Source organism: Adhaeribacter terrigena (assembly GCF_016623615.1).
Lineage (GTDB): Bacteria > Bacteroidota > Bacteroidia > Cytophagales > Hymenobacteraceae > Adhaeribacter_A > Adhaeribacter_A terrigena.
In genome coordinates this window covers 968107-994607 of record NZ_JAEHFX010000001.1, presented here as the reverse complement: position 1 = coordinate 994607, position 26501 = coordinate 968107, and the positions used below count along the sequence as shown (strand labels likewise).

The following is a 26501-nucleotide window of genomic DNA, read 5'->3' as shown; positions in this document are numbered from 1 at the left end:
AAATTATTTTAAAATCTTTTGAAGCTTAAAAACGCGGTTCGTAAACCGCTCAAGCCCTTTTTCTTTCCCCGCAAACCCTTCCGGTTTGGGAGTGCAAAAGTCAGAATAATTATTTTATCCTGCAAATGCTTTCTGAAATATTTTAGCTGTTTTTCCCGAAGCTTAGATTGGAAGTTCAAACCTTAATATGAAACTCATATGGCTTTAAACCGCCCCGGAAATCAAACCCTGCTTTTCAAGCAGGCTTAAGGATAACCAAACTCCTGAACCTGAAGTTCCGGATGGGTTAAACTTTTTTTTCTTTCAGCGCTTTTCCTTCTCTCCTGCCCATCCGGCTGAATTGTTGCACAAAGATAAGATAGTTTCGCCTTACTTGTCAAGCCTTTTCTTAATCTTTTCTTAACACCTCAGCACATTTTTTTTCTTACATTTTGTCTTTCAATGGTTTATCGCTTAAAAATAAATTCAAAGCTATTCAACCTCTCATTTTTAAGAAAAGAATAAAAGGAAAGGCAATTGCACTTTCTTGAATTAGCTTTAACTTTTCTTTTATCTGATCTTTAATTCTTCAGCTTTAAAAACAAAAACGCTACTGACTTTTGGGTAGAAAATCAGTAGCGTTTTAATTATGAGTTTAAAGTAAATATTACTTGATCAGCGTGCTTTTACGATCAGGCCCTACTGATACTATATTAATACTTACTTCCAGTTCTTTCTCCAGAAAGCTAATGTATTCTAAAAACTCTTGGGGAAGCTGGTTGTAGCTTTCTGTTTCCATAGTGGCGGTTTTCCAGCCTTTCATGGTTACGTAAACCGGTTCCATAATTTCTGCCTCGAACTGATGTGGTACTTTATCGGTGATTTCGCCGGAAGCAGTTTTATAATGCGTGCACACTTTAATTTCATCGAAATCATCCAGTACATCGGCTTTCATCATGTTTAATTGCGTTACGCCGTTCAACATAATGGAATATTTCAGCGTTGGCAGGTCTACCCAGCCGCATCGGCGCGGACGACCGGTGGTTGAACCGAACTCGCGGCCTGCTTTGCGGATCTCTTCGCCAACTTCATCTAACAGTTCGGTTGGGAACGGGCCACTTCCTACGCGGGTGCAATAAGCTTTGAAAATTCCGTACACTTCGCCGATATGACGTGGAGCCACGCCTAAACCCGTGCATGCGCCGGCTACTAAGGTATTGGAAGAAGTTACGAACGGATAGGTTCCGAAGTCTATATCCAGCAAAGAACCTTGGGCACCTTCGGCCAGAATTTTTTTACCGGCCTTCAGGGCCTCGTTGATCATGTATTCGCTATCGATGAGTTTAAGCGTGCGCAGATAATCTACAGCGGCAAAGAATTGTTTTTCCAGCTCTTCGATCTCGAGTTTTCCGCCTAAAAACCCTACGATTTTGGCGTGACGGGCTTTAGCTGCTTCGTAGCGTTCTTTGAAATCGGGTAGTAAAATATCGCCTACGCGTAAACCGTTGCGGCCAACTTTATCCTGGTAAGTCGGACCAATGCCTTTTAAGGTAGAGCCGATCTTTTGTTCGCCGAGCGCTTCTTCCGAAGCTTTATCGATGGCTTTGTGCGATGGCAGAATTAAAGCGGTCTTTTTAGAGATGTACAGGTTTTTGGCTGCATCAATGCCACGGGCGGTTAATTTCTCCATTTCGGTCTGGAAAACTACCGGATCTAAAACTACGCCGTTGCCGATAATGTTCTGAATGTGCGGATGAAAGATACCGGAAGGGATCTGGTGCAACACGTGCTTGGTGCCTTCAAACTCTAAGGTGTGGCCAGCGTTCGGGCCGCCCTGGAAACGGGCCACAATATCGTACTTCGGAGCTAAAACGTCTACAATTTTTCCTTTTCCTTCGTCGCCCCACTGGAGGCCAATCAGAATATCTACTGCCATTTTATTGGTAAGAACTTAAGTATTTCCGCGTTGCGGATTTATGGTTGATGGATGTGTTACTTATAAAGTTAAAAAGCCCAGCATTTTTTAGGAGCCAGGCTTTTTGTTATACCGATTCTTTCAGGAATTTCGCCGCGAAGGCGTCGTCTTCGGCTATCGTAAAGATAGCGTTCAGCTTCGTTATGATTAGTAGCTTGCGCATATGTTCCGAAGGATTGATGAGTACCAGTTCGCCGCCGCGGTTACGGAACTTGGTTAATAAAGAAACCAGCACGCCAATGCCACTACTGTTTATGAAACGCACTTTAGAAAGATCTACGGCGCAATGAATAACCGAATCGTTGATCTTGGAATTTACCAGATCTACTAATTGCTGAGAGTCAGGGTTGCCAATCAGGTCGCCCTGCAAACGCACATATAAGATATTATCCTGAAGGGTACTTTCTATTTTCATGATACTGGTACAGCGTTATTCTTCGCGCGGCAATCGCCGCAAATTCCGTAAAGGTTTAAGGAGTGATGCAAGATATGAAAATTCAGCAACTCCCCTACCATGGTCTGGATCTGATGCACGCGCGGATCACAAAATTCTACCACTTTGTGGCATTCGGTGCAAATTACGTGATCGTGCTGGCGGTAACCATACGATTTTTCGTATTGCGCCAGATTTTTACCGAACTGATGTTTGCTTACCAGGTCGTTTTCTACCAGCAGGTCTAACGTATTATAGACCGTAGCGCGGCTTACCTGGTAGTTTTTATTTTTCATGCTGATATACAGCGATTCTACATCGAAATGGCCGGTGCGCGAATAAATTTCCTCCAGAATAGCGTAGCGTTCCGGGGTTTTACGCAAACCTTTGCTTTCGAGGTAGGCGGTAAAAATCTTTTTTACCTCTTCAAATTTTACTGTATCTAATGCCATAAGCGATCTGTGCAAAGATAACAGTTATTTTTGGTAGAAAGGTTTATTTTAAAGATTTGAAATAACCCGGCCCATATTTCTGGAAAGTGCTGCCGTAAATTAATAAAAACACTATGCTTTCAGGCAAAAAAACTGCCTGTGTACGCATGAAAATAAAACTAAACTGCCCGCAAAAGGCCCTTGGTTTGATAAAAACTTTGCAAACGCGATAAAACAATTTATTGCAGGATGGCGTTGGTTTAATATAAGTAAATACTATATTAGCAGATACACTCACACTTTTAAGCCGCACCAGATCATGGAATACATTATCACTTCGCCCGAGCTGATCGAAAAAGAACTTATCCCGAACCTGCGTTTTAACCGCGAAGATATTCTGGTATCGCCCGAAGACAAAAAACGCCGCCAATACGATATTCACCGCGCCACTTTACTCGGAAACGCTTACCACGGCAAAGTAGACATTTTCTTTATGACCGCCGACGGCGAACAAAAAAGGGTAAACACCACCATCTGGGATTATGATAAAGAATACGTGATCCTGAAATCGGGTTCTTCTTTACCCATTGCCGCTATTAACGGCGTTGAATTTTACTAAATTGTTTTATGGCTGAATGGTTTAATTGTTGAATGGCTAAATTGTTTTATAGTTTTTAAAGGCGAAAGCATACCGTTTCCCGGATTATCTACAGCCCACTTAACCATTAAACAATTAAACAATTAAGCCATTAAAATTAAACCCGATCCAGCACTTTCAGAATAAGATCATTTATCGTTTCGTCGGCATTTTCGGCGAAGCGGTGATTGATCCGGTCGGCCACGATCGCGTTCAGCGACAGCATTTCATGACCTAATAATCTTCCCAACGCGTAATAACCGGCCGTTTCCATTTCGAAATTGGTGAGTTTAAAATCTTCGTGCGCAAAATTATGGTAATCCTGGATCAGGTTCGCATTTTTAAGCGGCACCCGCAACACCCGGCCCTGCGGCGCATAAAATCCCGGGCAGGTAAGCGTATTGCCCGGAATCATATCGAAGGCAATTTTCTGGCGCAGCTTTTCGGAACCTTGTACACAATACGGCGCATACGGCAGATTCAAAGCAGTTTTCAGGCCCTGGGAGATAGCGTTTTCGAAAGCGGTTTGCTGCAGCGGGTAAAATTCCATTAAACTATCCAAACCTATTCCATAAACTGAAGCCAGGTGGCCGCCCAACGGCACCGTAGTTTGCAAGGCGCCGGAAGTACCAATGCGAATAATATTCAGCGAAATGCGGTCTTCTTCGGCTACGGGAAGGCGGGTCAGCAGATCGATATTGACCAGCGCATCCAGCTCATTCATCAGGATATCGATGTTATCGGTGCCCATGCCGGTAGAAATTACGGTTATGCGCTTGCCTTTGTAATAGCCGGTGTGCGTAATAAATTCCCGCTTCGCAACTTCCACCTCAATAGAATCGAAATATTTGCTCACTTTGGCCACCCGCTCCGGATCGCCGACGGTGATAATGGTACCAGAAATATGTTCGGGCAATAAATTCAAATGATAAACGCTTCCGTCCGGATTTAAGATCAGTTCAGATTCGGGAATTGCTTGCATGGCCATGTTTTTGCGGGTATTTAAATTTCGGGTGAAGGTAAGGGAAATTTAGAAATTTGAAAATTTGGGATTTGAAGATTTGGAAATTTGAAGATTTGAAAATTTGAAAATGAGGAAGTGAGAAGATAAGGGAATGTGAAGATGGTTAAATTTGGAAATGCTTTAATTAAAAAGTTACTATACGAGGCACTTTTCTTTGCCAAAAGCATAGCATTTTCTGTAGTATTGCGAATAAAAAAAGAGCAGAAGTTTATTTCCTGCTCTTTTCTGTTTTAATTCTTTACTTTTTCGCGCTTCAGGCCTTTAAAGGGATTGTAGCCGTTGCTTTCTTTCTGGTAATAACCGCTGCCATCATAAGGCCGCACTTCGGGATTGGTTTTACATTCCACGGAACATGCGCCCTGCATTTTGTCGCCGCAGCTTTCGCAGATCGCCACGTGGATGTTGCAGGTTGGGTTGGCGCAGTTCACCATTCTATCGGAAGGCGTGGCGCAAACGTAGCATTTGGAAATAATGGACGGGTTTACTTTGTTCACATCCACGGTTAAGCGGTTATCGAACACATAGCATTTGCCTTCAAAATCGGCACCTTCGGCTTCCTGACCGTATTTAATAATTCCGCCGTGCAGCTGGTAAACGTTTTCAAAACCTTGCTCAAGTAAAAACGCGCTGGCTTTTTCGCATTTAATACCGCCGGTACAATACGTAAGGATTTTTTTGTCTTTGTATTTTTCTTTCAGCTCATCTACTTTGGCCGGGAAATCGCGGAAGTTCTCAATAGGCAGGGTAACGGCATTTTTAAAACGCCCCACGCTGAATTCGTAATCAGACCGCACATCCAGAATTACCACGTCGTCCTGGTCTTTCATCTTGCGGAATTCTTCGGGCTCCAGATGAATACCGGTCCGTTTGTTCGGGTCGATGTTGCGGAGGCTGGAATGCACAATTTCCGGTTTATGGCGCACGTGCAGTTTGGCAAAAGCGTGTTTATCGGAATAATCAATTTTAAAGTCGGTTTTAGCGAAACGCGGATCGGCTTTAACGGCGGCCATGTATTTTTCGCAATCTTCTCGTAAGCCGGAAACCGTACCATTCAGTCCTTCGGAAGCGATGATGATGCGGCCGCGCAAATTCAGGTTCAGGCAAAGCAAGTGATGTTCTTCGCGGTATTGCTCCGGATTTTCGATCTGCGCGTAGCAGTAATAAAGTAAAATACTGTAATCTTTCATAACGGGCTTAGCTTCAGACTAAGTGTTTAAATAAATAATTTCCTGGGTTTACGGCCGCAAAATTAACGTTCCGGCAACAGATTAAAAAGTGATATTTATCAGCAAAAGGTTCAAATTGAATTGTTAAATGGTTTAATGGTTGAATGGTTAAATTGCTAAATTGTTAAATAGCTGATTGTTAATTCGGAAAACGGTATGCTTTCGCCTTCAAAAACTATAAAGCCATTTAACCATTAAGCCATTCAACAATTTAACTCTTAAAGACTTTTAGGTGCGAAAAAGGTACCGTTTTGCCAGGTTTCCTTTTGAGCGGGATTGGCTTTGAAATACCAGAGCGGAAGCAAGATAAATAAAATGGAATACATTAAACCAACCTGCGTTTCGAGGGTACTTTCGAACATACAGGAAAGCGTAATGATGAGATAATGAAACAGGAATAAAGGTTCGAACCGGCCGGCAAAACGAAAAAGCGGATAATAAAAACCGATCAGGAAAATAAGGAGCCCCACGATTCCGAAAGCCACCAGATCAAAAAGATACTGGTTGTGCGGCAGCAAATGGCCCCGTTCCAGAATTTCCGGAAAAAGCCTGGTGTATTTTTCGCCCAATTCCTTGTCAAGGTTGCCGATACCAACGCCAATTACCGGGTTTTCTTCAAATACTGCCATGGCTACTTTATAAGAATAAACACGGCCGGTTATGGAATAATCGTGCGCACTGTCTTCGTCGGAAACACGGTTCACGTCGGCAATGGTCAGGAAGAACTTATTATAGAAAGTAGGCAGCGTATAAAAAGCGGCCAGCAAAGCCAATAATAAACCAATACCAGCCACAAAGCTGCGCAGGTACTGCCGGCGGAAGAAAAAATCGAATGCCAGGCCCAAAGCAGCTACCGCGTAAAACGCTACCAAACCGCTCCGCACGGCCAGAATATGCAGGAAAACAAACAGCCAGACGGTAATAAAAAGCAGTAGTTTCCGTTCCCAATCTCCAAATACAAAAAAACCTTTAAGCCACAACCGGTAACCAACCAGCACCGCAAATGCCACCATTAAACTGTAGCGCACGTGGTTAGTAGGCGTTTTCATTACCTGCGAATGGATATATTGCTCGTTTACCGCTTCGAAATTATTGAGATAATAACCCGTGCTGTAAACCGAACCCAGGAAAACGCAGACCACAAATAAATAGAACAGCTGGTTTAGTTTGGGGCGCGAAATAGCAGGCAGAACCGCGAAAGCAAACGGCAGAATAAGCAGCGGCAGTTTCATTACCAGGTCGCGTTGCAGGTCTTTCATGCTGCTTATTTCCGGCTGCATAAAACCCAGTAAGTGAACCAGGTAGATGATGATAAAGCCCAGAAAATACGGATACTTCCGAAGATTTGACACATTATTTTGCTGCGCCAGCGAAACCAATGCCGTGAGCAGCAAACCAGCATTGCCAATACTGGAAAGTATCCGGAAGAAATTGGTGGTAAGCATACCCGCCACGATCAGGCAGCAGAAGAAAAAAGCGGCTTGCGGTACGTTTATTTTCTGAAGAAATACGAAGCTCTTGCCCATTAAGAAACGGTATGCTTTTTCCTGGAAAAACTAATTTGGCTTAAAAACAAACCTTCCGGCTTAATTCCTGCGATTGTAATGATGCTTTAAATTTATACTTTTTGAGCCGGATTACCGAAAACGGTCTGGTTTGCGGGCACATCGGCAATTACTACGGCACCTGCACCCACGCGGGCTTTTTTCCCGATCTTTACACTGCCTACAATTATTGCGCCGGTTCCAATAAAAGCCTGATCTTCAATGGTTGCTTCGGCATTGATCAAGGCTCCTGCACCGATCTGTACAAAATCACCAATAATAGCGTTTGCTTCGATCACCGCATTCGACTGGATCACGCAGTTATCGCCGATCTTGCAGCCCGTTTGAACAACCGCACCCGCATTAATCAGGTTTCCGTGGCCCAGCCAGGCATGCTCCGATACGTAACTGTTTTTATGAATGGCATTGACCGGAACCTGCTTGTAATCTTCTTTCAGTTTGTTTGCCAGGCTTTTACGCACCGCACTGTCTTCGGCGGCAATAAAAACTTCGCTCTTCTTACCCAGAATTTTCAGGATTTCTTCATCGTCGGTGTTGCCCATAACCGGAATGTTGTTCAGCTCGGTCTGGTGCAGTTTGGCATCATCGTCGAGGAAACAGTATACAACTACATTATTGCTGGTAAAAATATCGAGGGCCGTTTTGCCCAAAGTCTGTGCACCAAAAATAATAACCGGGTTTTCCATAAAATGCTATAATAAACCCCAAAGCTACGGGTTTGCTGCCGCGAAAGCAACTTTAGACCCTTCGGCTTTTGAATTTAAGGTTGAAGCGATCCAGCATTTTTTGCCAAAAAGGAGCTTGTAAAAGCAGATAAACCAGAAATGGCAGAAAAATAGTACGGTAGCGGTTCAGGGTTCCCAGGTTGGGAGTGGTAAGCCCAATCAGTACAGCCATGATCAGAACGAACGCGATCAGAACCCCATAGAAACCCAGGAATTGCTGCTTTCGCCCTTTCTTAAAAAACGATAGACTGCCCAGGAATAAAATGATGATCACCAGGTTTTCTGCGCCCGCCAAACGGTATAATAGATTATCGCCTTCCCAGAAAAAAGGTCGGAAGATAGCTCCGGCTAACGCTTCCGGGATATTCATTAAAACGCTGCCTAATTCGGGTTTAAGATCATTTAAGGCGATGATGGGTTTTCCAACAGATTGCGCCTTCAAGGTTTCATAATTCCAGACCAGGTGCCGGTAAAAAAAAGCCGATGCAAATTTCTGAAGCCCAAAACTTAAAACCACCGCAAAACCGGCAATTATTACCAGCAGGCTTAAGGGCAGCACGTACTTCCGGCGCAAAAAGGAAAACCTTTTATAGGCCCATAAAACCAGGCACCAAAATGCGGTAAGGCTAAAAATTATTAAAGCCACGAAAAATTTAATCTTCCAGAGCAGCCAGCTCGTTAAAAGCAGCAACAATAAATTCAGCCACAGTTTTTTACCTGAAAAATATACCGTTTTCAGGGCTAGCCCCCAGAAAAAGCCAAGTGCACCCATTAAAACCGGTTCTTTCATTACTCCTGAATTCCAGAAAATGGCCGTAGGAAAAAACAGGAACGCCAGTACTGCTGCGTTTGCAGTTCCGGGAAAAATCCGCGCGAAAGCCTGAACCAGAAACCAACATCCGGCAAAACTGAATAACGATATAAAAGCCCCGTTGAGGTAATAATTGCTACCTGTAATAAAATTCAGCAGGCTTACGATTTTGATAAAGAAAAAGGAATTGGAAAAGGTGGCAAATGGAACCAGATCGGCAACCGGAAGCACATTTAGGAAAATAATTTTCAGGTACGCTTCCGGGGCTGCGTAACCAATTGCCGTCACCTTATCGGCATAATGCTGGTAAACAAAGGTATCGCAGCCGCCTTCGTAAAACCAACCCAGCAATACCCCGCAAAACAATTTAAAACCCAACGCCGGCCAGAAAATAAAATTCCAGCAACTATTGAAAGCTGTTTTCCGCCAAAGCCAGTAAATTAAACCTGCCAGTAAACCAATGGAGAGCAAAAGATGGAAAACCGGCATTTAAAAAGCAGTTTTAGAACGTTTCAGAATACCGTTTCCGATGGCGCAATGCAGGCAACGAACCGGACGGCAATAATTTTGGCTAAGCGCTAATAAACCCTGCGATTGCGAGGCTGCTTTATTTTCAAAGCCCAGGGCTTCGTACAGCGTTAAAATCTGATTCTTTTCGGGGGGCAACATTTCCAGCAAATTTAAAGCCTTTTCTACCAATGTCAACTGCCCGGTTTCGTGCGCATAAGCAACCAGCAGCGGGGCCACTATATTTATGAGCAAAATATTGATGCTGCTTTTACCAATGGCGCCGACCTTAATTTTACCGCTGCGGCCCGGCATGTAATGGTTCTCCCAGTAAAAGGAAGGCTTAGCTACAAAAAATGCTTCCAGATCTTTAATGGAATGATCGGCCAGGAAAAAAGAAAAAATATGTTCCTGGGAAGTAAACAAAGCGGCCAGTTGCGCTAATCGCACCGTAGGAAAATTAGCGGGCCGCAGGCGCAGAAAATTCCAGTCTGAAGCTTGTAAAGGCTCCGGCAGGTTATATTTATGCGTCAGATAACCGAATTCCTTTTGCAACTGTTCCAGGTAAGCGTCTTCGGAGAAATTGCCGGTTAAAAATCCGGCCTGGCCGAAAAGCAGCGCTTCCGTTTGTAAGATCTGGTGCCGGTGCTTTTGCAGAACTTTATAAGGTAACTGCCGCGCTAACTTTTCAAAACCAGCCTGGTTGATCTTAAATCCATAACCGGAAAGCAGCGCGGCATAAGCCGTTTCTTCCCAATTATTCCCCGAAGCATAATACATTGCCCGGATGCGTTCCGCCTTTAGTTCCAGCCTTTCGAGCAAAACTCTTTCGAGCATGGCGGTTTTGGTTAAGCCGGAGATTTGGGGCAAAAAACTTTCGCAGGGGATGGTTAACCTGGATTGTTTCAGCTGCTGATATGTTTGTAATAAAGCGGGCGAAACCCGGTTTTGCAACGCTAATACCGGTACTTCCGAGCCATTGGTGCGTAAAACCGGCATATCGTTTTCCCAAACTACGTGCAAAATTACCTGGTCGTATTTTTTATCGGTGGTATGGCGGTGGCGGTGCCAGTCGGAGGCTTTCACGTGCAGTTCTACGCTTCCAGCCCAGGTTATTTCGCCAATTTTCAAACTCGCATCCAGAAAATCGGGCCCGGCATTGGCATTTTGCATACCCGTTCTCAAAACAGAAAGCGGTTCCCCGCTTTCTGTTTGCAGACTGGCTTTATCGAAATACTGAAGCTTCCACAGGTAAGCCAGAAAATCTTCGTTCATAACAGGCTTGCTTTAACAATTTCCGTAAAGTACGAAATTTTCAGATTCCCGCTACTTTCCACTTAAAAGGCTATGCGCTATGCTTTAAGCCTAAAAAAGTCCGGATCAGGATTTTCAGATTTCCCGAAAATTCAATTCAAGTTCCCATTCAATTGGTTTCAATAAACATCTGCGAAATCCCTTAATCCGCGATTTAAAACGGTAGGGGTTTCAGCCTGAAAAGTGCTTACTCCGGCAGATATTCGTCTAGTAACTGCGCCATTTCCTGTTGCACCGCCAGGGCAGCTTCACGGGCTTTTTCGGCAAAATCTTCGCCCGAAGAAGCGTAAATGATCTGTCGCGAAGAATTTACGAGCAAACCGCACTGCTTATTAAAACCGGCTTTCGAAATTTCGGGCAAACTTCCGCCCTGCGCCCCTACACCCGGCACCAACAGGAAATGATCGGGAACAATTTGGCGAACCTTATTGATATAAGCCGTTTGCGTAGCGCCAACCACGTACATCATCTGCGAGGCGTCGCCCCACTGGCTGCTGGTTCTCAGAACGGTTTCGAACAACATTTCCGAATTTTCCGTGTTCAAAAGCTGAAAGTCGCGGCTGCCCATATTGGAAGTAAGCGCCAGCAAAATCACCCACTTTCCTTTGTGCCCCAGAAAAGGCTTCACCGAATCTTCCCCCATATAAGGCGCCACGGTTACCGAATCGAACTGCATGCGGTCGAAGAAAGCGCGGGCATAAAGTTCGGAAGTATTGCCAATATCGCCGCGTTTGGCATCGGCAATGGAAAAGCAGTTTTTTGGCAGAATTGCTACCGTTTTTTCCAGACTTTCCCAGCCTTTCGGGCCAAGCGCTTCATAAAAGGCGATGTTCGGTTTATAAGCCACGCACAGGTCGGCGGTAGCTTCAATGATCTGACGGTTAAATTCAAAAACCGGATCTTCCAGTTCCAGCAAATGCCTGGGTAATTTTTGAATATCGGTATCGAGGCCAATGCAGAGATACGATTTCTTCTGCCGGATCTGGTCGAAAAGTTGTGCTGAGGTCATAAAGCTGTTTAGAATTGCCCTGATTTCACTGCAAAACTATTTTATTTTTTCTATCCGGCCATACTTTTTTAAATCCGCAGTTGCAGACCTCCTGCCAGCCGTTTCAACCTAAAATTTAAGGCCTTAGGATAAAAAACAGAATATTGCAGTATTTTTTAAGAAAAATTCAATCTAATAGTGTTAAATTCATTAACAAGCATTACCTTGCTGAACTTATTAAATTATATTTTTTGTTAAACCTAAAAGATCGAAGACCCGTTAAGGCTGTTTTACCTTTTTTATGAACAAACACTATAAGAAAAAACGAAATTATCCGTTCATTACTTGCATTTGAGGCTCTGGCAATTATCGAACAACACTGAATAAAATTTTTTTTTAGCTTATATATAAAAGTGTTATATTTGTAATAGGATTCAGTACTTACAGGCTGGAATTTTTTAACTAACTCTCACAAAAAAATGATCTGTAAATTAACCTTAAAAAACTCGGACAAGCTGGTTCTGGTAGACGATAACGTTTACGACTACCTGCAGAATGACCCTTATTTAACCAGCATCGGCTTCCTGAAGCACCTGCGTATTCACTCTGGTGGTTATGCTTTCTTCCAGAAGAACTGGCCTTTAAAAAATGGTACGTACCGCAACGAAACCATTTACCTGCATAAACTTATTGCCATGAAATTCATTGAGCAGCAGCAGGATGAGCGTCGTTTGTACGTAACTTTCAAAAACAGCAACCGTCTGGACTGTCGCCTGGAAAACCTGGAGTGGGCTCCGCTTAGCAAAGTGGTTCGCAATACCTCTAAAACCGACAACAAGTTGGGTATCCGCGGCGTGGTGAAAGATTCTAATAAATTCCGCGCAATTATACATTACGAAAAACAGCGTATCAACTTAGGTTTATTCGACACTTTGGAAGAAGCTGCTTTGGCTTACAACAAAAAATCGGAAGAACTTTTCGGTATTACCAAGAGCCTGAACAAAATACCAGGTTACGAACCGAAAGAAGAATCTAAAGTTGAGCAAGAATAGTTTTTTGCTTGATAAACTAAGCCTCAAATAATCTCTCACCAGGAATTATATATGCAAATCGAAAGTTGATATAGTTTTAATACTGATCAAAAGATTCCTGAGCCGGGTCGGTCGCCTAAGTAAGCGGCCGGCCCGGCATTTTTTTACCCTGTCTATCCCCTTAATTAACAAGTAGTTTCTACAGTTAAAACGGTAGGGTTTTAAGAGCAAAAACTACCAAAAAAAAGCTGCTCCTTTTCAGGAACAGCTTACAAAAATGGTAGGGTTTTAACCTGAAAAACTACCGCAGGTCAATCACTTTAACGCCTTTATACTGGCTCTTATCAAACGTGAATGTGTTGGCAGTTACCGGTACATTTGGTGTAAATTCTTTGATCGTGAAAGTATACCGGTTGCCATTGTTTTTGAACATTTTCCAGCTTTTCACGGAGTTATCTTTCTTGCTGATGTTCATGCGCACTTTAAAGATCGCATTGCTTTTATCTTCGGGCGTAAGTTCAATCACGCTGCAAAGTTCCCCGTTCACTTTTTCATCGGCCAAGTACACGTATTTATAGCCTTTTTTATACATGGTATAAATTTTATTGGGCGCCATGTCCTGCTCTTCCGGGTCATTTTCCGAAATATTCACTTCGTTTTCCGACTTCATAAACGTCCAGATGGTGGTGCCGTTATTGATCACTTCCTGGCCGCTCATTTTTAAACGAAATTTGTTGCCGCTCACCGTAATATCGCCTTCCATGTTTTCTTTTATTTTAGCGGAAGGGTTTTCTAAAGTCTGTACAAAGCTAGCCCGGAAGGCTTTCATGCTTTGATATTTTTTGCTCATAGCATCCAGAATTTTGGTAGCGCGCGGATCCTGCTGTTGCCCGAAAGAAACCTGGGCCATGCTCACCAAAAAGAGGAATAAAATTGTAATGCGTTTCATATAATTAAGTGTGATAATTTGAAAGTAAGCAACCCAAAAGGCAGAATAAATATCAGCCGCGTATCTGACAATCCTGCGTCTTGAGGGTTTAACAGGGTTTCCTGCTTATTTTCCCAGGGTATTCAATAACTGTTCCAAACTGTATTCGTCCGGAATAAGCACTTCGCGCGCCTTGCTGCCCTCAAACGGACCAACCACGCCGGCAGCTTCCAGCTGATCGATCAATCGGCCCGCCCGGTTATAACCCAGTTTCAAGCGCCGCTGAATTAAGGAAGTACTGCCTTGCTGGTGCATTACAATCAATCGGGCTGCATCTTCAAACAAAGCATCGCGGTTCGCCGGGTCGAAATCCGCTTTTTCACCGCCGCCGCTGTCATCGCCCACAAATTCCGGCAGCAAATACGCATCCGAATACCCTTGCTGATCACCGATAAAATCGCAAATGCGGTCCACTTCCGGGGTATCTACAAAGGCGCACTGCAAACGGATCAGATCGGAACCTACGGAGAACAGCATATCGCCCTGCCCTACCAACTGGTCAGCGCCGCCGGTATCCAGAATGGTGCGGGAGTCAATTTTAGACGTTACTTTAAAAGAGATCCGGCACGGAAAGTTGGCTTTGATAATACCCGTAATTACGTTTACCGAAGGCCGCTGCGTAGCCACAACTAAGTGAATGCCAATGGCACGGGCCAGCTGCGCCAGACGCGCGATCGGCGTTTCTACTTCCTTACCCGCCGTCATCATTAAGTCAGCAAGCTCATCGATCACCAACACAATGAAAGGCATAAACCGGTGACCTTTTTTTGGGTTCAGGCGACGCTCCACGAACTTCTGGTTGTATTCTTTCAGGTTGCGGCAGCCGGCATCTTTCAGCAGGTCGTAGCGCATATCCATTTCCATACAAAGCGAATTCAGCGTGTTCACGACCTTTTTGGTATCGGTAATGATCGGTTCTTCGCTATCCGGAAGCTTAGCCAGGAAGTGACGTTCGATCTTATTAAAAAGCGAAAGCTCCACTTTTTTAGGATCGACTAATACGAATTTCAGCTGACTCGGATGTTTCTTATATAATAAAGAAGTCAGGATCGTATTCAGACCAACCGATTTCCCCTGGCCGGTGGCACCCGCCATGAGCAAGTGCGGCATTTTGGCCAGGTCCGTAATGAACACTTCATTTGTAATGGTTTTTCCGAAAGCAATTGGCAAATCCATTTCGCTTTTCAGGAATTTCTCCGTACTCAGCATCGATTTAATGGAAACCATTTCCTTTTTCTTGTTCGGCACTTCAATACCAATGGTACCTTTACCCGGAATCGGGGCAATGATCCGGATTCCCAAAGCAGCTAAGCTCAGAGCTATATCGTCTTCCAGGTTTTTGATCTTGGAGATCCGCACGCCGGCATCCGGCACAATTTCGTAAAGCGTAACGGTTGGACCAATAGTAGCTTTAATGCTGGCAATGCCGATGTTGTAGTTCGCAAGCGTTTCTACGATCTTATCTTTGTTGGCTTCCAGTTCTTCTTTGCTTACCTGCACTTTATTGCCGCCGTAATCGCTGAGCAATTCCAAAGTCGGGTATTGGTAACGGGCCAGATCTAAAGTAGGGTCGTAGTTTTCTATTTCTCGGCCCATTTCTTCCTCTGGAATCGGGGTTACTTTCCAGTCAACCGGCGTTTCTTCTTCTGTTTCCGGTTCGGCTTCCAGATCCATTTCTTCCAGCTCCAGCATGGGTGTTTCAATCTGCAGGCTCAGGCCATTTACCGGCGCAGGCAGCGGCGAAACCACAGCCGGCGGCGTTACAGTCAATTCCAGTTCGTGGCCGTTCGGGCCATTAGAAACGGTAGGCTTTTTAACCGAAAAAGTCGAAGCCACTTCTTCCATATCTGCTTCCTCGTCTTCTACCTCTTCAAATTCCTCTTCGGTTTCTAAACTTGCCGACGGGTTATTGTAATGGTTAAAACCGGTGGAAAGCTGCTCGTATGTTTCTTCGTCTTTCGCAAAATTACCGGTTCCCGGATCTGCCGCATTTTCCTTTTTAGTGGCAATAAGTGTGGTGATGTTAAAGAAGAAAACCACGAAAATAATGAGCAGGAAAGCCAGCAACAGAATGGTACCCGAACCGATCAGACTTTCGAGCCAGATGGTACTTTCGTATCCAATGCCGCCGGTCAGGAAACCGTAATCCGTTACTGTATTGGTAGTGTAAACCAGGTAACCGCAAAGCAAACTCGTCCAGAGCATGCTGAAAAGGCAAAGGGTATTTACATACGAAACCGAAATATTACGGCTACGGAAAACAATTTTATAACCCCAGAAAAAGATAAGCGGGATCAGGAAAAAAGCCCCGATACCCAGCCACTCCCGGATAAAATAATTCGAAACGTAAGCGCCTGCCAAACCCAGCCAGTTCTCCGCTTCCAGTCCCGACGTTTTAACCGTAGACTGCGGCAAGCCTTCTACAATGCTTTGGTCGGCATCGCCGGTAAAAATATGCGAAACGAAGGCAATGGTTAAATAAAGCGAAGCCAGCAAAAAGAAAAAACCGAAGAGCAACTGCACCCGGCGGTCTTTAAAAAGCGTAATACGCGGCAAGCTAAAGGCCGGCATTTTAAACACTTTCTTTTCTTTTTGTTCGCCCTTCGGTTCGTTTGCTTTTCTGAATTCGTTGCGGCCTATTGGTTCTTTGGTTGCATTGCGGGGCGCATTCTTACTTTTCGCCTCATTCCCCTCATCGTATCGGTATGTATTTTTTGCCATCTCTACAGTTCAAACCCCAAAATTAATGATTAATGGATAAGGATTAATGAATAATAATTCGTGAATAATAATTAATTGAATGAGAAACGGTGATGATCGGAAAAAGTAGTTTCCCTGGCTGGTATGCTGAAAACTATGATAGACTACTTTTAAGGAAACGATCTTCGCAAGGCTGACTTTTTACGCCTGAAACCCTACCGTTTTAAACCTGAAAATCCGAAAACTAATCATTAATCACTATTCACTAATCACTAGCTAAAATTTTCTCGTTTATGGCTTTTACCAGCGCCGGGCCTTCGTACACGAAACCGGTATAAAGCTGAATCAGGTCGGCGCCGGCATTTAATTTTTCGATCGCATCGTCGGCCGTTATGATACCGCCTACGCCAATAATGCGCACGTTTTCCGACAGTTTACTCCGCAGGTATTTTATTACTTCGGTAGCGCGTTCTTTTAACGGTTTCCCGCTAAGGCCGCCTGCTCCTATTTCCTGAATATCGCTTAAATGGGTTTCTAGGTTTTCGCGGCTGATTGTAGTGTTGGTGGCAATAATGCCGGCCAGTTTGGTTTCTCTGGCAATTTCCACAATGTCGTCCAGCTGGCTGTCGGTCAGATCCGGGGCAATTTTGAGCAGCAGTGGTTTCGGCTTGGCTTTAGCGTTATTTTTCCGTTGCACCGCCGCCAGCAATTCCATCAGCGGCTCTTTATCCTGCAGCTCGCGCAGGCCGGGCGTATTCGGCGAGCTCACGTTTACCACAAAATAATCTACCACATCATAAAGCGCATCGAAGCATTTCTCGTAATCGCGCAGCGCGTGTTCGTTCGGCGTATCTTTATTTTTGCCAATGTTGCCGCCAATAATGATATTGCTTTTGCGGTATTTCAGCCGGTGCGCAGCCGTTTCGGCACCCTGGTTGTTAAAACCCATCCGGTTTATAATGGCCTGATCTACGGGCAGCCGAAACAAACGCGGTTTATCGTTGCCGGGCTGTGGCCGGGGCGTTACGGTTCCGATCTCGATAAAACCAAAACCCAGGTGCGAAAATTCATCTACCAGCAAAGCATTTTTATCGAAACCTGCCGCCAGACCAACCGGGTTCGGGAACTTCAGTCCAAAAACTTCGCGTTCCAGTTTAGGGTTATTTATGCAGTATAGATTTTCGGCAATTTTAGCGGAAAAAGGTAGTCTAAAAGCGGTCCGAAGAGCCGTGTAAGAATAATTATGAACCTTTTCAGGGTCTATCTGGAATAGCAGCGGACGTAACAGTTCTTTATACACAAGCAGATTCAGGTGAGGTTAGCGTTATACAAATATAGAACAGAAAGCACGGATTGCCTAAGAAAACGCTATGGTTTTGGGCATAAAAACCCGATATCACCCTACTTTCCCCGTTCATAAGCGCTTGGCTCATTTTTTTAATGTCTTTTTTGCAGGCCCAAATCCGGACTTAAAAAAAAATTGCACAAAATAAATAAGGCTAAGCTAAATAACTTGTTACAATTTCTTAAATTCGCTGAATATTGGGCCTAAAAAGTTGGTTTCTGAGAGTTTTTCCTGCGCTGATTTAAAACAAAAGCCGCATTATTGCTCCTAATTTAGTAAGCCTAATTGTATTTTTTATGAATAATCTGAGTAGAAATTGAAATTATTTCTGGCAATATTTTTTTCCTTGTTCGCCTGCAACCTGCTGGCTCAGGACAAATTTTCCGGAGACTACTATAACTACTTCGGAAGCGAGCTGAAATTAAAGCCCGACTCTACTTTCGAATACAGATGGCGCCTGGAGCAGGCTTCGAGCTGGACCAACGGCACCTGGAAAACCAAAAAGGATACGATCTTCCTGAAAATGGTGCCGGTTTATGATACGGTTTGGGTTAACCCCACCACCATCCGGCTTTATTTATCGCTGAACGAAAGAGGCCAAAAAGTTGCCGCCAAAGAGCAAAGCCTGCGCCCCGGCACTACGGAAGGCCAGAACCAGCACCCTGCTCCCGAGAAACTTTTCCTGCAGGGCACCCGCCTTTACGGCATTGAAAGAAACGGCAGCCTGCAAAAAACCAAAGTACAAGGCTACCGCACCGAACGCAAATTCGACCCGTGGTATATGAAGGTGGAAGGAAAGTAAAACGGTAGGTTTTTGGGGTGAAAAAGTAACGGTTTTTGACTAGGCGTTTTGCAGGTTAAAGTTTAGATTGCTGAAAACCTACGGATATGCCGCTAACTGCAACTGAATACGCCGATGTTATTACATATATTCAGGAATTGGATAAAATTGAAATGATTAAAGCGTAGCTTAACTAAAAAAAACAAGTTCTTCACACCATCAATCTTGCAAACACTTATGAATGAAATACTTTCAATGAATAGCAAAAGCTTATTTAAACTTTTATTATTCTGTTATACAGGTTTCTACATTCCTATTGGCATTTTGACGGGTTTATTAGCTGCATTAGAAATTATGCCAGCTAATTTGAATGATGAGCAGTATGTAGGGGTCAAGGGTTTCACAATAAATATACTTTTTATTCCATTCATGATCATAATATTAACAACTTGTACTTGGATAGTTTTAGCTCCAGGGCTTAAGCTTGCAAAAACTTGTGTCTTCCTCTTTTATAAGGTTCAAAAAAAATAAACCAAACGCTATACGATACCACCTTACGGTGGCTGCTCTACTGCGGCCAAACCTTGAAACGTTAATTCAAAACCGACATTAATTCCCCACTCCTAACTCCGCGGGTGAAAATCAGTAATGATCTGCTTCAGATAATCCCGGTCCAGGTGCGTATAAATTTCGGTAGTAGTAATACTTTCGTGGCCTAGCATTTCCTGCACAGCCCTTAGATCGGCGCCGCCTTCAATTAAATGCGTAGCAAAAGAATGCCGGAACGTATGCGGACTGATCTGCTTCTGCAAACCAATTTTCTGCGCCAGCTCTTTAATGATCAGGAAAACCATTACACGGGTAAGTTTGGTACCGCGGCGGTTCAGAAACAAATAATCTTCCTGCCCCGGTTTTATTTTCAGATTCTTCCGGAAATGCTCTAAATAGATCTGGATGAATTTCAGCGCGTCGCGGCCGATTGGTACCAGCCGTTCCTTATTGCCTTTGCCCACCACTTTCAGAAAACCCATATCCGGGTAAAAATTACTCAACTTCAGCTCCACCAGTTCCGAAACCCGCAACCCCGAACTGTACAAGGTTTCAAGCATGGCTTTATTGCGAGCACCTTCCGGTTTCGAAACATCAATGGCAGCAAATAATTCCTCAATTTCCTGAAAGTTCAGCGTATCGGGCAGTTTGCGGCGCAGCTTCGGGGCTTCCAGGTTTTCGGTTGGGTCGGCGGTTACAATATTCTCCATGATCAGGAACTTGTAAAACGCCCGGATGCCCGACAACATGCGCGCCTGACTCGTAGCCGACATGCCCAGCTCGTTCACCCACTGCAGAAAACCCTGCAAATGCGCCGGCGTAACCTGCGCAGGATCTACCTGCTGGTTAGTAGCTTCCAGAAAAGATCGCAGTTTACCCAGGTCGTTCCGGTAAGCCTCTACCGAATTCCCGCTCAGCGATTTTTCCAACTGCAAATAACCTTCAAACTGTTTCTGGTAGATCGGCCAATTCATATTAAATTGTTTAATTGTTGCATTGTTAAATTGCTGATTTAGTTCTTAGAACGCTATGCTTTGGAGGCAAAAAAGTCTGAACCATTTTTAAACAGCCATTAAGCCATTAAACCATTTAACAATTCAATCTACAAAGATAGCGAAATCCCGTACCTTTGCTTCCCCTGAAAAAACGCTACCTATTTTGCCCTGAAAACTATGAAGATCTGCATCATTAATGGCCCGAACCTGAATCTGCTCGGCCGCCGCGAAACCAGCATTTACGGTTCCAAATCGTTCGAACTTTTCTTACCGGAATTAAAAGACGCCTTTCCGGAACTGGAGCTCGAGTATTTTCAAAGCAACCACGAAGGCCAGATCATCGACAAACTGCACGAAACGGGTTTTTCGGGCTACAAAGGTATTGTTTTAAACGCCGGCGGCTATACCCACACTTCTGTAGCCATTGCCGATGCGGTAGCAGCCATCGAAGCGCCGGTGGTGGAAGTGCATATCTCCAATATTTTCGGGCGCGAAGAATTCCGGAAAAGCAGTTTACTGGCCAAACATTGCAAAGGCTCCATTTCCGGTTTCGGGCTGGAAAGTTACCGGCTGGCGCTGCATTATTTTTTAAGCCTGAAACCCCGCAAATTAGGCTTCGGTGCGCATAAATAATCAGCCGGAATTTTCGTTCCTACGTAAGGAATAGTTCGCTTCAGGCTGCCTCATTTTCAGACCTGCACAAAAAACGGTAGGCTTTTTGCGTGAAAAACTGCTTTGCATCCCGCAAAAAACAATCCTGATACTCGCTATTAGATACTTTTTACCCGATACCCGCTACCACCATGCTGCTCAACTTCTATCCCGGCCCTTCTAAAGTTTACCCGGAAGTGCGCCAATTTTTAACCGATGCTTACGACGGCGGCATTATGAATATTCCGCACCGTTCCGAAACGTTTATGCAGCTGATGCGGGCCACGGTAAACAGCCTGAAAAAGAAACTGAACATTCCCCAGGATTACTACATTTTCTTTACTTCGTCGGCTACCGAGTGCTGGGAAATTATTGCCCAAAGCTTTACGCTCTCGCAGAGCTTTCATCTTTACAACGGTTCTTTCGGGCAGAAATGGTTTGAGTACGCGCAAAAGATCTGTTCCGAAAGCCAGGCCCATGAATTTCCGCTGGAAGAACACATCGATACCAACAATCTGGAAATTCCCGACGATGCCGAAGTGGTTTGCATTACCCAGAACGAAACCAGCAACGGCACCCAGATCAACGCCAACACCATTCTGAACCTGTATAATAAATGCAAGGACCAGTTGCTGGCCGTAGATGCCACTTCCAGCATGGCCGGCCTGAACCTGAAATACATTAAAGCCGACATCTGGTTTGCCAGCGTACAGAAATGCTTCGGGTTACCGCCGGGTATGGCCGTAATGGTTTGTTCGCCGCGCGCCCTCTACCGCGCCAAGAAACTCGATGAAAAAAACCACTACAACAGCGTGGTGCTGCTCTACGAAAAAATGCTGAATTACCAGACTTCGTACACGCCCAACACGCTCAATTTATATTTAATGAATCGGGTTTTAGAACAACGCGAACTCATAAAAACCATCGATCAGCAACTGGTGCAGCGGGCGCAAAACCTATACGAGTTTTTTGAGCCGTTCACGCAGTTCCGCCCTCTGGTCACCAATCCGGAAGTGCGCTCCAACACCGTAATTGCGTTGCAGGGCCATCATAAACTGGTGGAAGACATCAAGAAAAATGCCGCCGCCCATAATATTCAGCTCGGTAACGGCTACGGAAAATGGGCCCGCGATACTTTCCGCATCGCCAACTTCCCGGCCAATACCGATGTAGAATTCGAAACCCTGAAAGATTTTTTCACCAAGAACTATAATTAATGACTGATTGAGTGAATGAGAGAATGAGAGAATTTTAAATAAGTGAATGAGTGAATTAAAATAGAGAATGAAAGATTGGAAGAATAAGTTAAATTTAAATAATTCTGCCATTCCTTCATTCTATCATTCAATCATTCCCTAATTCCATCATTCAACAATTCTCAAAACCCGTATAAGCCTAATTTTAAAATATTAACCGCTCCACCACCCTCCTGAATACTATGGAAAACATTCTCGACCAGATCAGCCTGAAAGGCATTACTTCTGTTAGCCTCATTCTTTTTGCCGTGATCGATATTCTGGGATCCATCCCCGTTATTATTAGTTTGCGGCAGCGCGAAGGCGTAATTCACTCCGAAAAAGCTACCATTGTGGCCGGCATGATCATGATCGTGTTCTTATTCGTCGGGGAATCTATTCTGGCGCTTTTTGGCATCGATTTTCAGAGTTTTGCCCTGGCCGGTGCGCTTATTATTTTCCTCATTGGTATGGAAATGGTTTTAGGCATTCACCTTTTTCAATCCCATCCTGAAGCCAAAACCGGCTCCATTGTGCCGCTTGCCTTCCCGCTTATCACCGGTGCCGGCACCATGACCACGCTGCTTTCTTTGCGGGCCGCTTATTCTTTGCCCAACATTCTCATCGGCATTGTGCTCAACTTGTTCTTTGTTTACGGCGTGCTGAAATCATCGGGCTGGCTGGAACAGAAACTGGGCCAGGGCGGCACCGAAGTGTTACGAAAAGTTTTCGGTGTAATTCTGCTGGCCATTGCCATCAAACTTTTCAAAACCAATATTAACCTGGAAGGCATTCTGATAAAACCGTAGGGTTTAACGCCTGAAAAGTCTGCCTGTTTAATTTTTGTTATTTCACAGAAACTTTTTAATTTCAAGGCATAAATGCCCTGCTATGAAATTAAAACGTATTTCGCTGGCTGCAGGCCTACTTCTTTGTTGTTTAATACAGCCGGCAGCCAAAGCCCAGACAGCCCAGCCTGAAGCAACCGGCCATAAAAAACACGGCCTGAGTATCCGGGTTGGCACGCTTTCCAGCAACCGCATGATCAATTCCCTGAACGATTTCAGCGAAAAAGCCTTTGGCCCGGTTATTAGCTCCATGTTTACCGGCCAATACACCAAAACCGAAATAACCAACCGTAGGAATACCCCGGCCGTTTCGCTGGCTTATTTTTATAATATCAATAAGTGGTTTTCCCTGGGCAGCACGGCAACGTTCGAAAGCACTTCGGCAAAATTTAAAGTAGAAGATGCCTACGTGGGCAGTTTCAACCGGCATTATTTAACGGCCGCCGCCGAAGCAACTTGTGGGTATAATTTAGGAGAGAAAATAGAGTTTTATGGCCTTTTAGGGCTTGGCTATACCTTTTCCAAACCCTATACCAACATTCCGCCCGAATGGGAAAGTCGCTTTTTAACCAGAAGGATTCACCCGAACATCCAGTTTACGCCGCTGGCTGTGCGCAGTGCCGTGAATGAAAAAATCCGCTTTGCATTTGAAGTGGGTTTCGGTTACAAAGGTTTGCTGAATGCCGGCCTGGATTATTGTTTTTAATTTCCTCACTTCTTAAAAACTTGTTACTTTCAAGACCGGCCCCTGCGATCCGGTCTTTACTTTTTTAAGCCAAAACGCTACCGTTTCCAAACCAAAAACCTGAAAAAGAGTAAACCCAGTACTTTGCTTGCTGTTGGCAGCCTCAGCTAAAAGAGTAAAATATAACCTCTGCCCGCCGGCTGCGTTTCAGCAAAAAACCGGCAGCCAAAGCGGCCTGCCCGGCAAAAAACTCAACTCAGATTACCTTCTCTTACATGATCAGTGAAGCAGAATTAGCAACGGAAGCGCACGGATTCTTCGGCAACGCCCTGCAATTATTATCCCAAAGCGGCATCCCGTTTTTAGTAGGCGGCGGCCTGGCACTAAGGCAATACACCGGCATTATCCGTGACCTCAAAGACCTCGACCTTTTTTGCAAAGCCGGCGATTATCCGCGCATTTTAAAATTTTTCGCCGATCAGGGCTTTCATACCGAACTGACCGATGTGCGCTGGCTGGCCAAGGTTTTTAAAGACGATTATTACATCGACATCATCTTCAACACGGTAAACAACATCAATTACGTAGACGATATCTGGTTTCAGCACGCCACCGAAGGCGAAGCGTATGGCGTACCGGTTAAATTTATTCCGGCCGAAGAACTGATGTGGTGCAAAATTTACGTGCAGAACCGCGAACGCTACGACGGCGCCGATGTAAACCACATAATTGTGAAATACGGCAATTTCCTGGACTGGCACCGCATCTGGAACCGCATGGAACAACATTGGCATTTGCTTTTCGCCCAGATCCTCATTTTCCAGTTCGTGTACCCTACCGAACGCGATATTATTCCGCGCTGGCTCTTCGATATTCTCATTGAAAAAGCCAAGGGTCAGTTCGATATGCCGTTGCCGGTAGAGCGCGTGTGCCTCGGTCCCATCATCGATCAGACCCAGTACCGCACCGATATCATGGATTCCGAGTTTAAAGTGATCACTATTAAAACCATATAAGCTTTATGGAAGAAAATCAGCAAACCATCACCCGCATTGCCTGCGTGGGCGATATTCACGTGCAGGAAAATGATCAGGGAAAATGGCGGGACTATTTTAAACAAGCTTCTGCTGCGGCCGATATTTTAATGCTTTGCGGCGACCTGACCGATACTGGCCATTTGGTAGAAGCGGAAGTTTTGGCCGAAGAACTGAAAGGCTGTACCATTCCGGTTGTGGCTGTTCTGGGCAACCACGATTATGAGCGCGGGGAGCAGCGGCAGATCAAAAAAATTCTGGAACACGCCGGCGTGCACGTGCTCGACGGCGAATCGGTGGTGATCAACAACATCGGTTTTGCGGGCGTGAAAGGTTTTGGCGGCGGTTTCGACCGGTTTATGCTCTCGATGTTCGGCGAGAAAATGTTCAAGGATTTTGTACAGGAAGCCGTGGATGAATCTTTGAAACTAGACCGCGCCCTCCAGCACCTCGAAGGCAATTACGGCGACATTCCTAAAATTGTGCTGCTGCATTATGCGCCCATAAAAGCCACCATAGAAGGTGAACCACCAGAAATTTTCCCTTTCATGGGATCTTCGCGCCTGGTAGAGCCCATCAATCGGCGGCAGGTTTTAGCAGCATTTCACGGGCATGCCCACGTAGGCACGCTGGAAGGAAAAACCTCGGCCGGAGTACCCGTTTTTAACGTAGCCAAACCAATTTTAAACCGCGCCGGTTTGCCGGGGTTCTTCATTTTTGAAGTAGGTAAAGTACCCGAAATGACGGTTAACCACGAAGCCTGAAAAGGCAGGTAAACGCTATGCGTTTTGCATAAAAAACTCAAAAGCCTTTCCGCCACGGAAGGCTTTTTTTATTAACTTAGCCCTCAGATTCTAATTATTTACACCTTTCATAAAACTATGGCTCATTTAACTCCCTACCTTGCTTTTAACGGAAACTGCCGAGAGGCAATGGAATTTTACAAAACCGTTTTTGGCGGTGAACTGCAGATCCAGACCTTTGGCCAGGCGCCCGTAAATGCTTCTGAAGCGGATAAAAGCCGCGTGATGCACGCCCAATTAAGCAGCGGCAATTTTATGCTCATGGCTTCCGACGGTATGCCTGACCGTCCGGTAAAATTCGGCGACAGCGTTTCGCTATCGGTGCACACCCAAAGCAAAGATGAAACCGATGCCTTGTTCAAAAAGTTAAGCGAAGGCGGAACCATTACCATGCCTTTAGAGAATACTTTCTGGGGCGCTTACTTTGGCATGCTGATCGACAAATTCGGCATCCACTGGTTGTTCAACTTTCAGCAGGAACAGCCAAAATAAGCTTGAAAAACGCTATGTTTTTAAGCTAAGAAACTCAAAAGCCTTTCTGAAATGGAAGGCTTTTTTTGTTAGCATAAGGATTTTATTGGCAGGCACGAGATGTTTTCTTAGTTTTGAAAAAAATCTCCATATGAAAACACCCGTACGAGCCTTCTTTAAAAAAGCAATAATTGCGCTGGTAATAATATTATTTTTTTCTACAAATACCAGCTTGTTTGCACAAAAAGCCATTCAGTTAACCAATAAAACAACCGGCAAAAAATTAAAACCAATAACTACCGGCGCCCGGGTAGCGTATTTTCTGAAGCCGGTTAACGGCAAAAGCCAGTCTAAAGCCATAACGGGTATTTTAAGCGAAATTTCAACTGAAACCTTAACCGTAAATGGGGTAACTTTTAACGTAAACGATCTGTATAGTTTTGGCACCAAAAAAAAGGGTAGCGGATTTGGCAGTTTTCTTTTGAGCGGGTTTGGAACAGCTTTGGTTGTGGGCGCCATTAGTAATCAGACCCAGGATCCGGCACCGCCCTGCAGGAACTGCCATGTGGTAACTACCGGTGAAGACAAAGCCATGGCCGGCACCGTGGTGCTATCTGGCATCGGCCTGGGTATGAATGTATTAAGCATTAACAAAATCATAAAAAATTCTCCCCGGAACTTAAAAAAATGGGATCTGGAAATAATTGATCCTGAATAAAACAAAACCAGAAGTAAAGTTCCATTCCCCTATATATTTACAAAAACTCAAA

26 protein-coding genes are annotated in these 26501 nt (G+C 44.6%); 12 read left to right on the top strand and 14 right to left on the bottom strand.

The window, feature by feature from the left end:
- Positions 1–646: 646 nt before the first annotated feature.
- The 3 genes from I5M27_RS04060 to I5M27_RS04050 all read right to left on the bottom strand — a co-directional run bounded on the left by I5M27_RS04060 (position 647) and on the right by I5M27_RS04050 (position 2839).
- On the bottom strand, positions 647–1915 hold the full coding sequence (locus I5M27_RS04060) for an adenylosuccinate synthase (protein ID WP_200504739.1): 1269 nt from the start codon (positions 1913–1915) through the stop codon (positions 647–649).
- A 106-nt stretch (positions 1916–2021) separates the two neighbouring features.
- Complete coding sequence (locus I5M27_RS04055; protein ID WP_200504738.1) at positions 2022–2369, bottom strand: STAS domain-containing protein; 348 nt, start codon at positions 2367–2369, stop codon at positions 2022–2024.
- Positions 2366–2839, bottom strand: coding sequence for a Fur family transcriptional regulator (locus tag I5M27_RS04050; RefSeq protein ID WP_200504737.1), 474 nt, complete (start codon positions 2837–2839; stop codon positions 2366–2368). Before I5M27_RS04050 ends, I5M27_RS04055 begins: the two co-directional genes overlap by 4 nt.
- A gap of 298 nt (positions 2840–3137) precedes the next feature.
- Here I5M27_RS04050 and I5M27_RS04045 point away from each other — a divergent pair, with 298 nt between their 5' ends.
- The gene (locus I5M27_RS04045; protein ID WP_200504735.1) at positions 3138–3437 is read left to right on the top strand and encodes a hypothetical protein; all 300 of its coding nucleotides are present in this window, start codon (positions 3138–3140) and stop codon (positions 3435–3437) included.
- Between the two features lie 136 nt (positions 3438–3573).
- Here I5M27_RS04045 and I5M27_RS04040 read toward each other — a convergent pair whose 3' ends face one another.
- The 7 genes from I5M27_RS04040 to pyrF form a co-directional block, all read right to left on the bottom strand.
- Positions 3574–4437 carry a nucleoside phosphorylase gene (locus tag I5M27_RS04040; RefSeq protein ID WP_200504853.1) on the bottom strand — a complete coding sequence of 288 codons (864 nt, stop codon included), beginning with the start codon at positions 4435–4437 and terminating at the stop codon, positions 3574–3576.
- A gap of 272 nt (positions 4438–4709) precedes the next feature.
- Entirely contained in the window at positions 4710–5666 is a 957-nt protein-coding gene (trhO, locus tag I5M27_RS04035) for an oxygen-dependent tRNA uridine(34) hydroxylase TrhO (RefSeq protein ID WP_200504734.1), read from the bottom strand.
- 257 nt (positions 5667–5923) lie between these two features.
- Positions 5924–7231: an O-antigen ligase family protein gene (locus I5M27_RS04030; RefSeq protein ID WP_200504732.1), complete on the bottom strand. Its 1308-nt coding sequence runs from the start codon at positions 7229–7231 to the stop codon at positions 5924–5926.
- A gap of 92 nt (positions 7232–7323) precedes the next feature.
- Positions 7324–7956 (bottom strand): acetyltransferase, encoded by a 633-nt coding sequence (locus I5M27_RS04025; protein WP_200504730.1) that lies wholly within the window; start codon positions 7954–7956, stop codon positions 7324–7326.
- A 52-nt stretch (positions 7957–8008) separates the two neighbouring features.
- The gene (locus I5M27_RS04020; protein ID WP_200504728.1) at positions 8009–9295 is read right to left on the bottom strand and encodes a hypothetical protein; all 1287 of its coding nucleotides are present in this window, start codon (positions 9293–9295) and stop codon (positions 8009–8011) included.
- Positions 9296–10588: a DUF2851 family protein gene (locus I5M27_RS04015; protein ID WP_200504727.1), complete on the bottom strand. Its 1293-nt coding sequence runs from the start codon at positions 10586–10588 to the stop codon at positions 9296–9298.
- A 226-nt stretch (positions 10589–10814) separates the two neighbouring features.
- Positions 10815–11636, bottom strand: coding sequence for an orotidine-5'-phosphate decarboxylase (gene pyrF / locus I5M27_RS04010; RefSeq protein ID WP_200504725.1), 822 nt, complete (start codon positions 11634–11636; stop codon positions 10815–10817).
- A 458-nt stretch (positions 11637–12094) separates the two neighbouring features.
- Here pyrF and I5M27_RS04005 point away from each other — a divergent pair, with 458 nt between their 5' ends.
- Complete coding sequence (locus I5M27_RS04005; protein WP_200504724.1) at positions 12095–12667, top strand: AP2/ERF family transcription factor; 573 nt, start codon at positions 12095–12097, stop codon at positions 12665–12667.
- Between the two features lie 280 nt (positions 12668–12947).
- Here the strand turns inward: I5M27_RS04005 and I5M27_RS04000 are convergent, their stop codons facing one another.
- From I5M27_RS04000 to I5M27_RS03990, 3 genes are all read right to left on the bottom strand, one after another.
- The gene (locus I5M27_RS04000) at positions 12948–13595 is read right to left on the bottom strand and encodes a LolA family protein (protein ID WP_200504723.1); all 648 of its coding nucleotides are present in this window, start codon (positions 13593–13595) and stop codon (positions 12948–12950) included.
- A 105-nt stretch (positions 13596–13700) separates the two neighbouring features.
- Entirely contained in the window at positions 13701–16355 is a 2655-nt protein-coding gene (locus I5M27_RS03995) for an FtsK/SpoIIIE family DNA translocase (protein WP_200504722.1), read from the bottom strand.
- A gap of 244 nt (positions 16356–16599) precedes the next feature.
- The gene (locus tag I5M27_RS03990) at positions 16600–17634 is read right to left on the bottom strand and encodes a quinone-dependent dihydroorotate dehydrogenase (RefSeq protein WP_200504720.1); all 1035 of its coding nucleotides are present in this window, start codon (positions 17632–17634) and stop codon (positions 16600–16602) included.
- Between the two features lie 361 nt (positions 17635–17995).
- On the opposite strand from I5M27_RS03990, the gene I5M27_RS03985 reads away from it, so the two are divergent.
- Positions 17996–18481 carry a hypothetical protein gene (locus tag I5M27_RS03985; protein WP_200504719.1) on the top strand — a complete coding sequence of 162 codons (486 nt, stop codon included), beginning with the start codon at positions 17996–17998 and terminating at the stop codon, positions 18479–18481.
- 216 nt (positions 18482–18697) lie between these two features.
- Complete coding sequence (locus tag I5M27_RS03980; RefSeq protein WP_200504718.1) at positions 18698–18991, top strand: hypothetical protein; 294 nt, start codon at positions 18698–18700, stop codon at positions 18989–18991.
- Positions 18992–19083: 92 nt separating this feature from the next.
- Here the strand turns inward: I5M27_RS03980 and xerD are convergent, their stop codons facing one another.
- On the bottom strand, positions 19084–19983 hold the full coding sequence (gene xerD / locus I5M27_RS03975; protein ID WP_200504717.1) for a site-specific tyrosine recombinase XerD: 900 nt from the start codon (positions 19981–19983) through the stop codon (positions 19084–19086).
- A gap of 198 nt (positions 19984–20181) precedes the next feature.
- Here xerD and aroQ point away from each other — a divergent pair, with 198 nt between their 5' ends.
- The 8 genes from aroQ (at position 20182) to I5M27_RS03935 (ending at position 26449) form a co-directional block, all read left to right on the top strand.
- Positions 20182–20637 (top strand): type II 3-dehydroquinate dehydratase, encoded by a 456-nt coding sequence (gene aroQ / locus I5M27_RS03970; RefSeq protein ID WP_200504716.1) that lies wholly within the window; start codon positions 20182–20184, stop codon positions 20635–20637.
- 170 nt (positions 20638–20807) lie between these two features.
- A complete protein-coding gene (locus I5M27_RS03965; RefSeq protein WP_234462368.1) occupies positions 20808–21872 on the top strand; it encodes an aminotransferase class V-fold PLP-dependent enzyme in 1065 nt (354 codons plus the stop codon).
- A gap of 221 nt (positions 21873–22093) precedes the next feature.
- Positions 22094–22699 carry a MarC family protein gene (locus I5M27_RS03960; RefSeq protein ID WP_200504715.1) on the top strand — a complete coding sequence of 202 codons (606 nt, stop codon included), beginning with the start codon at positions 22094–22096 and terminating at the stop codon, positions 22697–22699.
- A gap of 82 nt (positions 22700–22781) precedes the next feature.
- A complete protein-coding gene (locus I5M27_RS03955) occupies positions 22782–23444 on the top strand; it encodes a hypothetical protein (RefSeq protein WP_200504714.1) in 663 nt (220 codons plus the stop codon).
- A gap of 254 nt (positions 23445–23698) precedes the next feature.
- Positions 23699–24439, top strand: a complete 741-nt coding sequence (locus I5M27_RS03950; RefSeq protein WP_200504713.1) for a nucleotidyltransferase — start codon at positions 23699–23701, stop codon at positions 24437–24439.
- Positions 24440–24444: 5 nt separating this feature from the next.
- The gene (locus I5M27_RS03945; RefSeq protein ID WP_200504712.1) at positions 24445–25221 is read left to right on the top strand and encodes a metallophosphoesterase family protein; all 777 of its coding nucleotides are present in this window, start codon (positions 24445–24447) and stop codon (positions 25219–25221) included.
- A gap of 117 nt (positions 25222–25338) precedes the next feature.
- Positions 25339–25752: a VOC family protein gene (locus I5M27_RS03940; protein ID WP_200504711.1), complete on the top strand. Its 414-nt coding sequence runs from the start codon at positions 25339–25341 to the stop codon at positions 25750–25752.
- Positions 25753–25963: 211 nt separating this feature from the next.
- Positions 25964–26449, top strand: coding sequence for a hypothetical protein (locus I5M27_RS03935; RefSeq protein WP_200504710.1), 486 nt, complete (start codon positions 25964–25966; stop codon positions 26447–26449).
- The last annotated feature ends 52 nt before the right edge of the window (positions 26450–26501 follow it).

Excerpts from the sequence above, each read along its gene's own strand:
- I5M27_RS04005 (WP_200504724.1), top strand. The coding sequence starts at position 12,095 with ATGATCTGTAAATTAACCTTAAAAAACTCGGACAAGCTGGTTCTGGTA.
- I5M27_RS03960 (WP_200504715.1), top strand. The coding sequence starts at position 22,094 with ATGGAAAACATTCTCGACCAGATCAGCCTGAAAGGCATTACTTCTGTT.
- I5M27_RS04015 (WP_200504727.1), bottom strand. The coding sequence starts at position 10,588 with ATGAACGAAGATTTTCTGGCTTACCTGTGGAAGCTTCAGTATTTCGAT.
- I5M27_RS04050 (WP_200504737.1), bottom strand. The coding sequence starts at position 2,839 with ATGGCATTAGATACAGTAAAATTTGAAGAGGTAAAAAAGATTTTTACC.
- I5M27_RS04020 (WP_200504728.1), bottom strand. The coding sequence starts at position 9,295 with ATGCCGGTTTTCCATCTTTTGCTCTCCATTGGTTTACTGGCAGGTTTA.
- I5M27_RS03965 (WP_234462368.1), top strand. The coding sequence starts at position 20,808 with ATGCTGCTCAACTTCTATCCCGGCCCTTCTAAAGTTTACCCGGAAGTG.
- I5M27_RS04030 (WP_200504732.1), bottom strand. The coding sequence starts at position 7,231 with ATGGGCAAGAGCTTCGTATTTCTTCAGAAAATAAACGTACCGCAAGCC.
- xerD (WP_200504717.1), bottom strand. The coding sequence starts at position 19,983 with ATGAATTGGCCGATCTACCAGAAACAGTTTGAAGGTTATTTGCAGTTG.
- I5M27_RS04060 (WP_200504739.1), bottom strand. The coding sequence starts at position 1,915 with ATGGCAGTAGATATTCTGATTGGCCTCCAGTGGGGCGACGAAGGAAAA.
- pyrF (WP_200504725.1), bottom strand. The coding sequence starts at position 11,636 with ATGACCTCAGCACAACTTTTCGACCAGATCCGGCAGAAGAAATCGTAT.
- I5M27_RS03955 (WP_200504714.1), top strand. The coding sequence starts at position 22,782 with ATGAAATTAAAACGTATTTCGCTGGCTGCAGGCCTACTTCTTTGTTGT.
- I5M27_RS04000 (WP_200504723.1), bottom strand. The coding sequence starts at position 13,595 with ATGAAACGCATTACAATTTTATTCCTCTTTTTGGTGAGCATGGCCCAG.
- trhO (WP_200504734.1), bottom strand. The coding sequence starts at position 5,666 with ATGAAAGATTACAGTATTTTACTTTATTACTGCTACGCGCAGATCGAA.
- I5M27_RS03980 (WP_200504718.1), top strand. The coding sequence starts at position 18,698 with ATGAATGAAATACTTTCAATGAATAGCAAAAGCTTATTTAAACTTTTA.
- I5M27_RS04040 (WP_200504853.1), bottom strand. The coding sequence starts at position 4,437 with ATGCAAGCAATTCCCGAATCTGAACTGATCTTAAATCCGGACGGAAGC.
- I5M27_RS03945 (WP_200504712.1), top strand. The coding sequence starts at position 24,445 with ATGGAAGAAAATCAGCAAACCATCACCCGCATTGCCTGCGTGGGCGAT.
- I5M27_RS03950 (WP_200504713.1), top strand. The coding sequence starts at position 23,699 with ATGATCAGTGAAGCAGAATTAGCAACGGAAGCGCACGGATTCTTCGGC.
- I5M27_RS04045 (WP_200504735.1), top strand. The coding sequence starts at position 3,138 with ATGGAATACATTATCACTTCGCCCGAGCTGATCGAAAAAGAACTTATC.
- aroQ (WP_200504716.1), top strand. The coding sequence starts at position 20,182 with ATGAAGATCTGCATCATTAATGGCCCGAACCTGAATCTGCTCGGCCGC.
- I5M27_RS04025 (WP_200504730.1), bottom strand. The coding sequence starts at position 7,956 with ATGGAAAACCCGGTTATTATTTTTGGTGCACAGACTTTGGGCAAAACG.
- I5M27_RS03995 (WP_200504722.1), bottom strand. The coding sequence starts at position 16,355 with ATGGCAAAAAATACATACCGATACGATGAGGGGAATGAGGCGAAAAGT.
- I5M27_RS04055 (WP_200504738.1), bottom strand. The coding sequence starts at position 2,369 with ATGAAAATAGAAAGTACCCTTCAGGATAATATCTTATATGTGCGTTTG.
- I5M27_RS03940 (WP_200504711.1), top strand. The coding sequence starts at position 25,339 with ATGGCTCATTTAACTCCCTACCTTGCTTTTAACGGAAACTGCCGAGAG.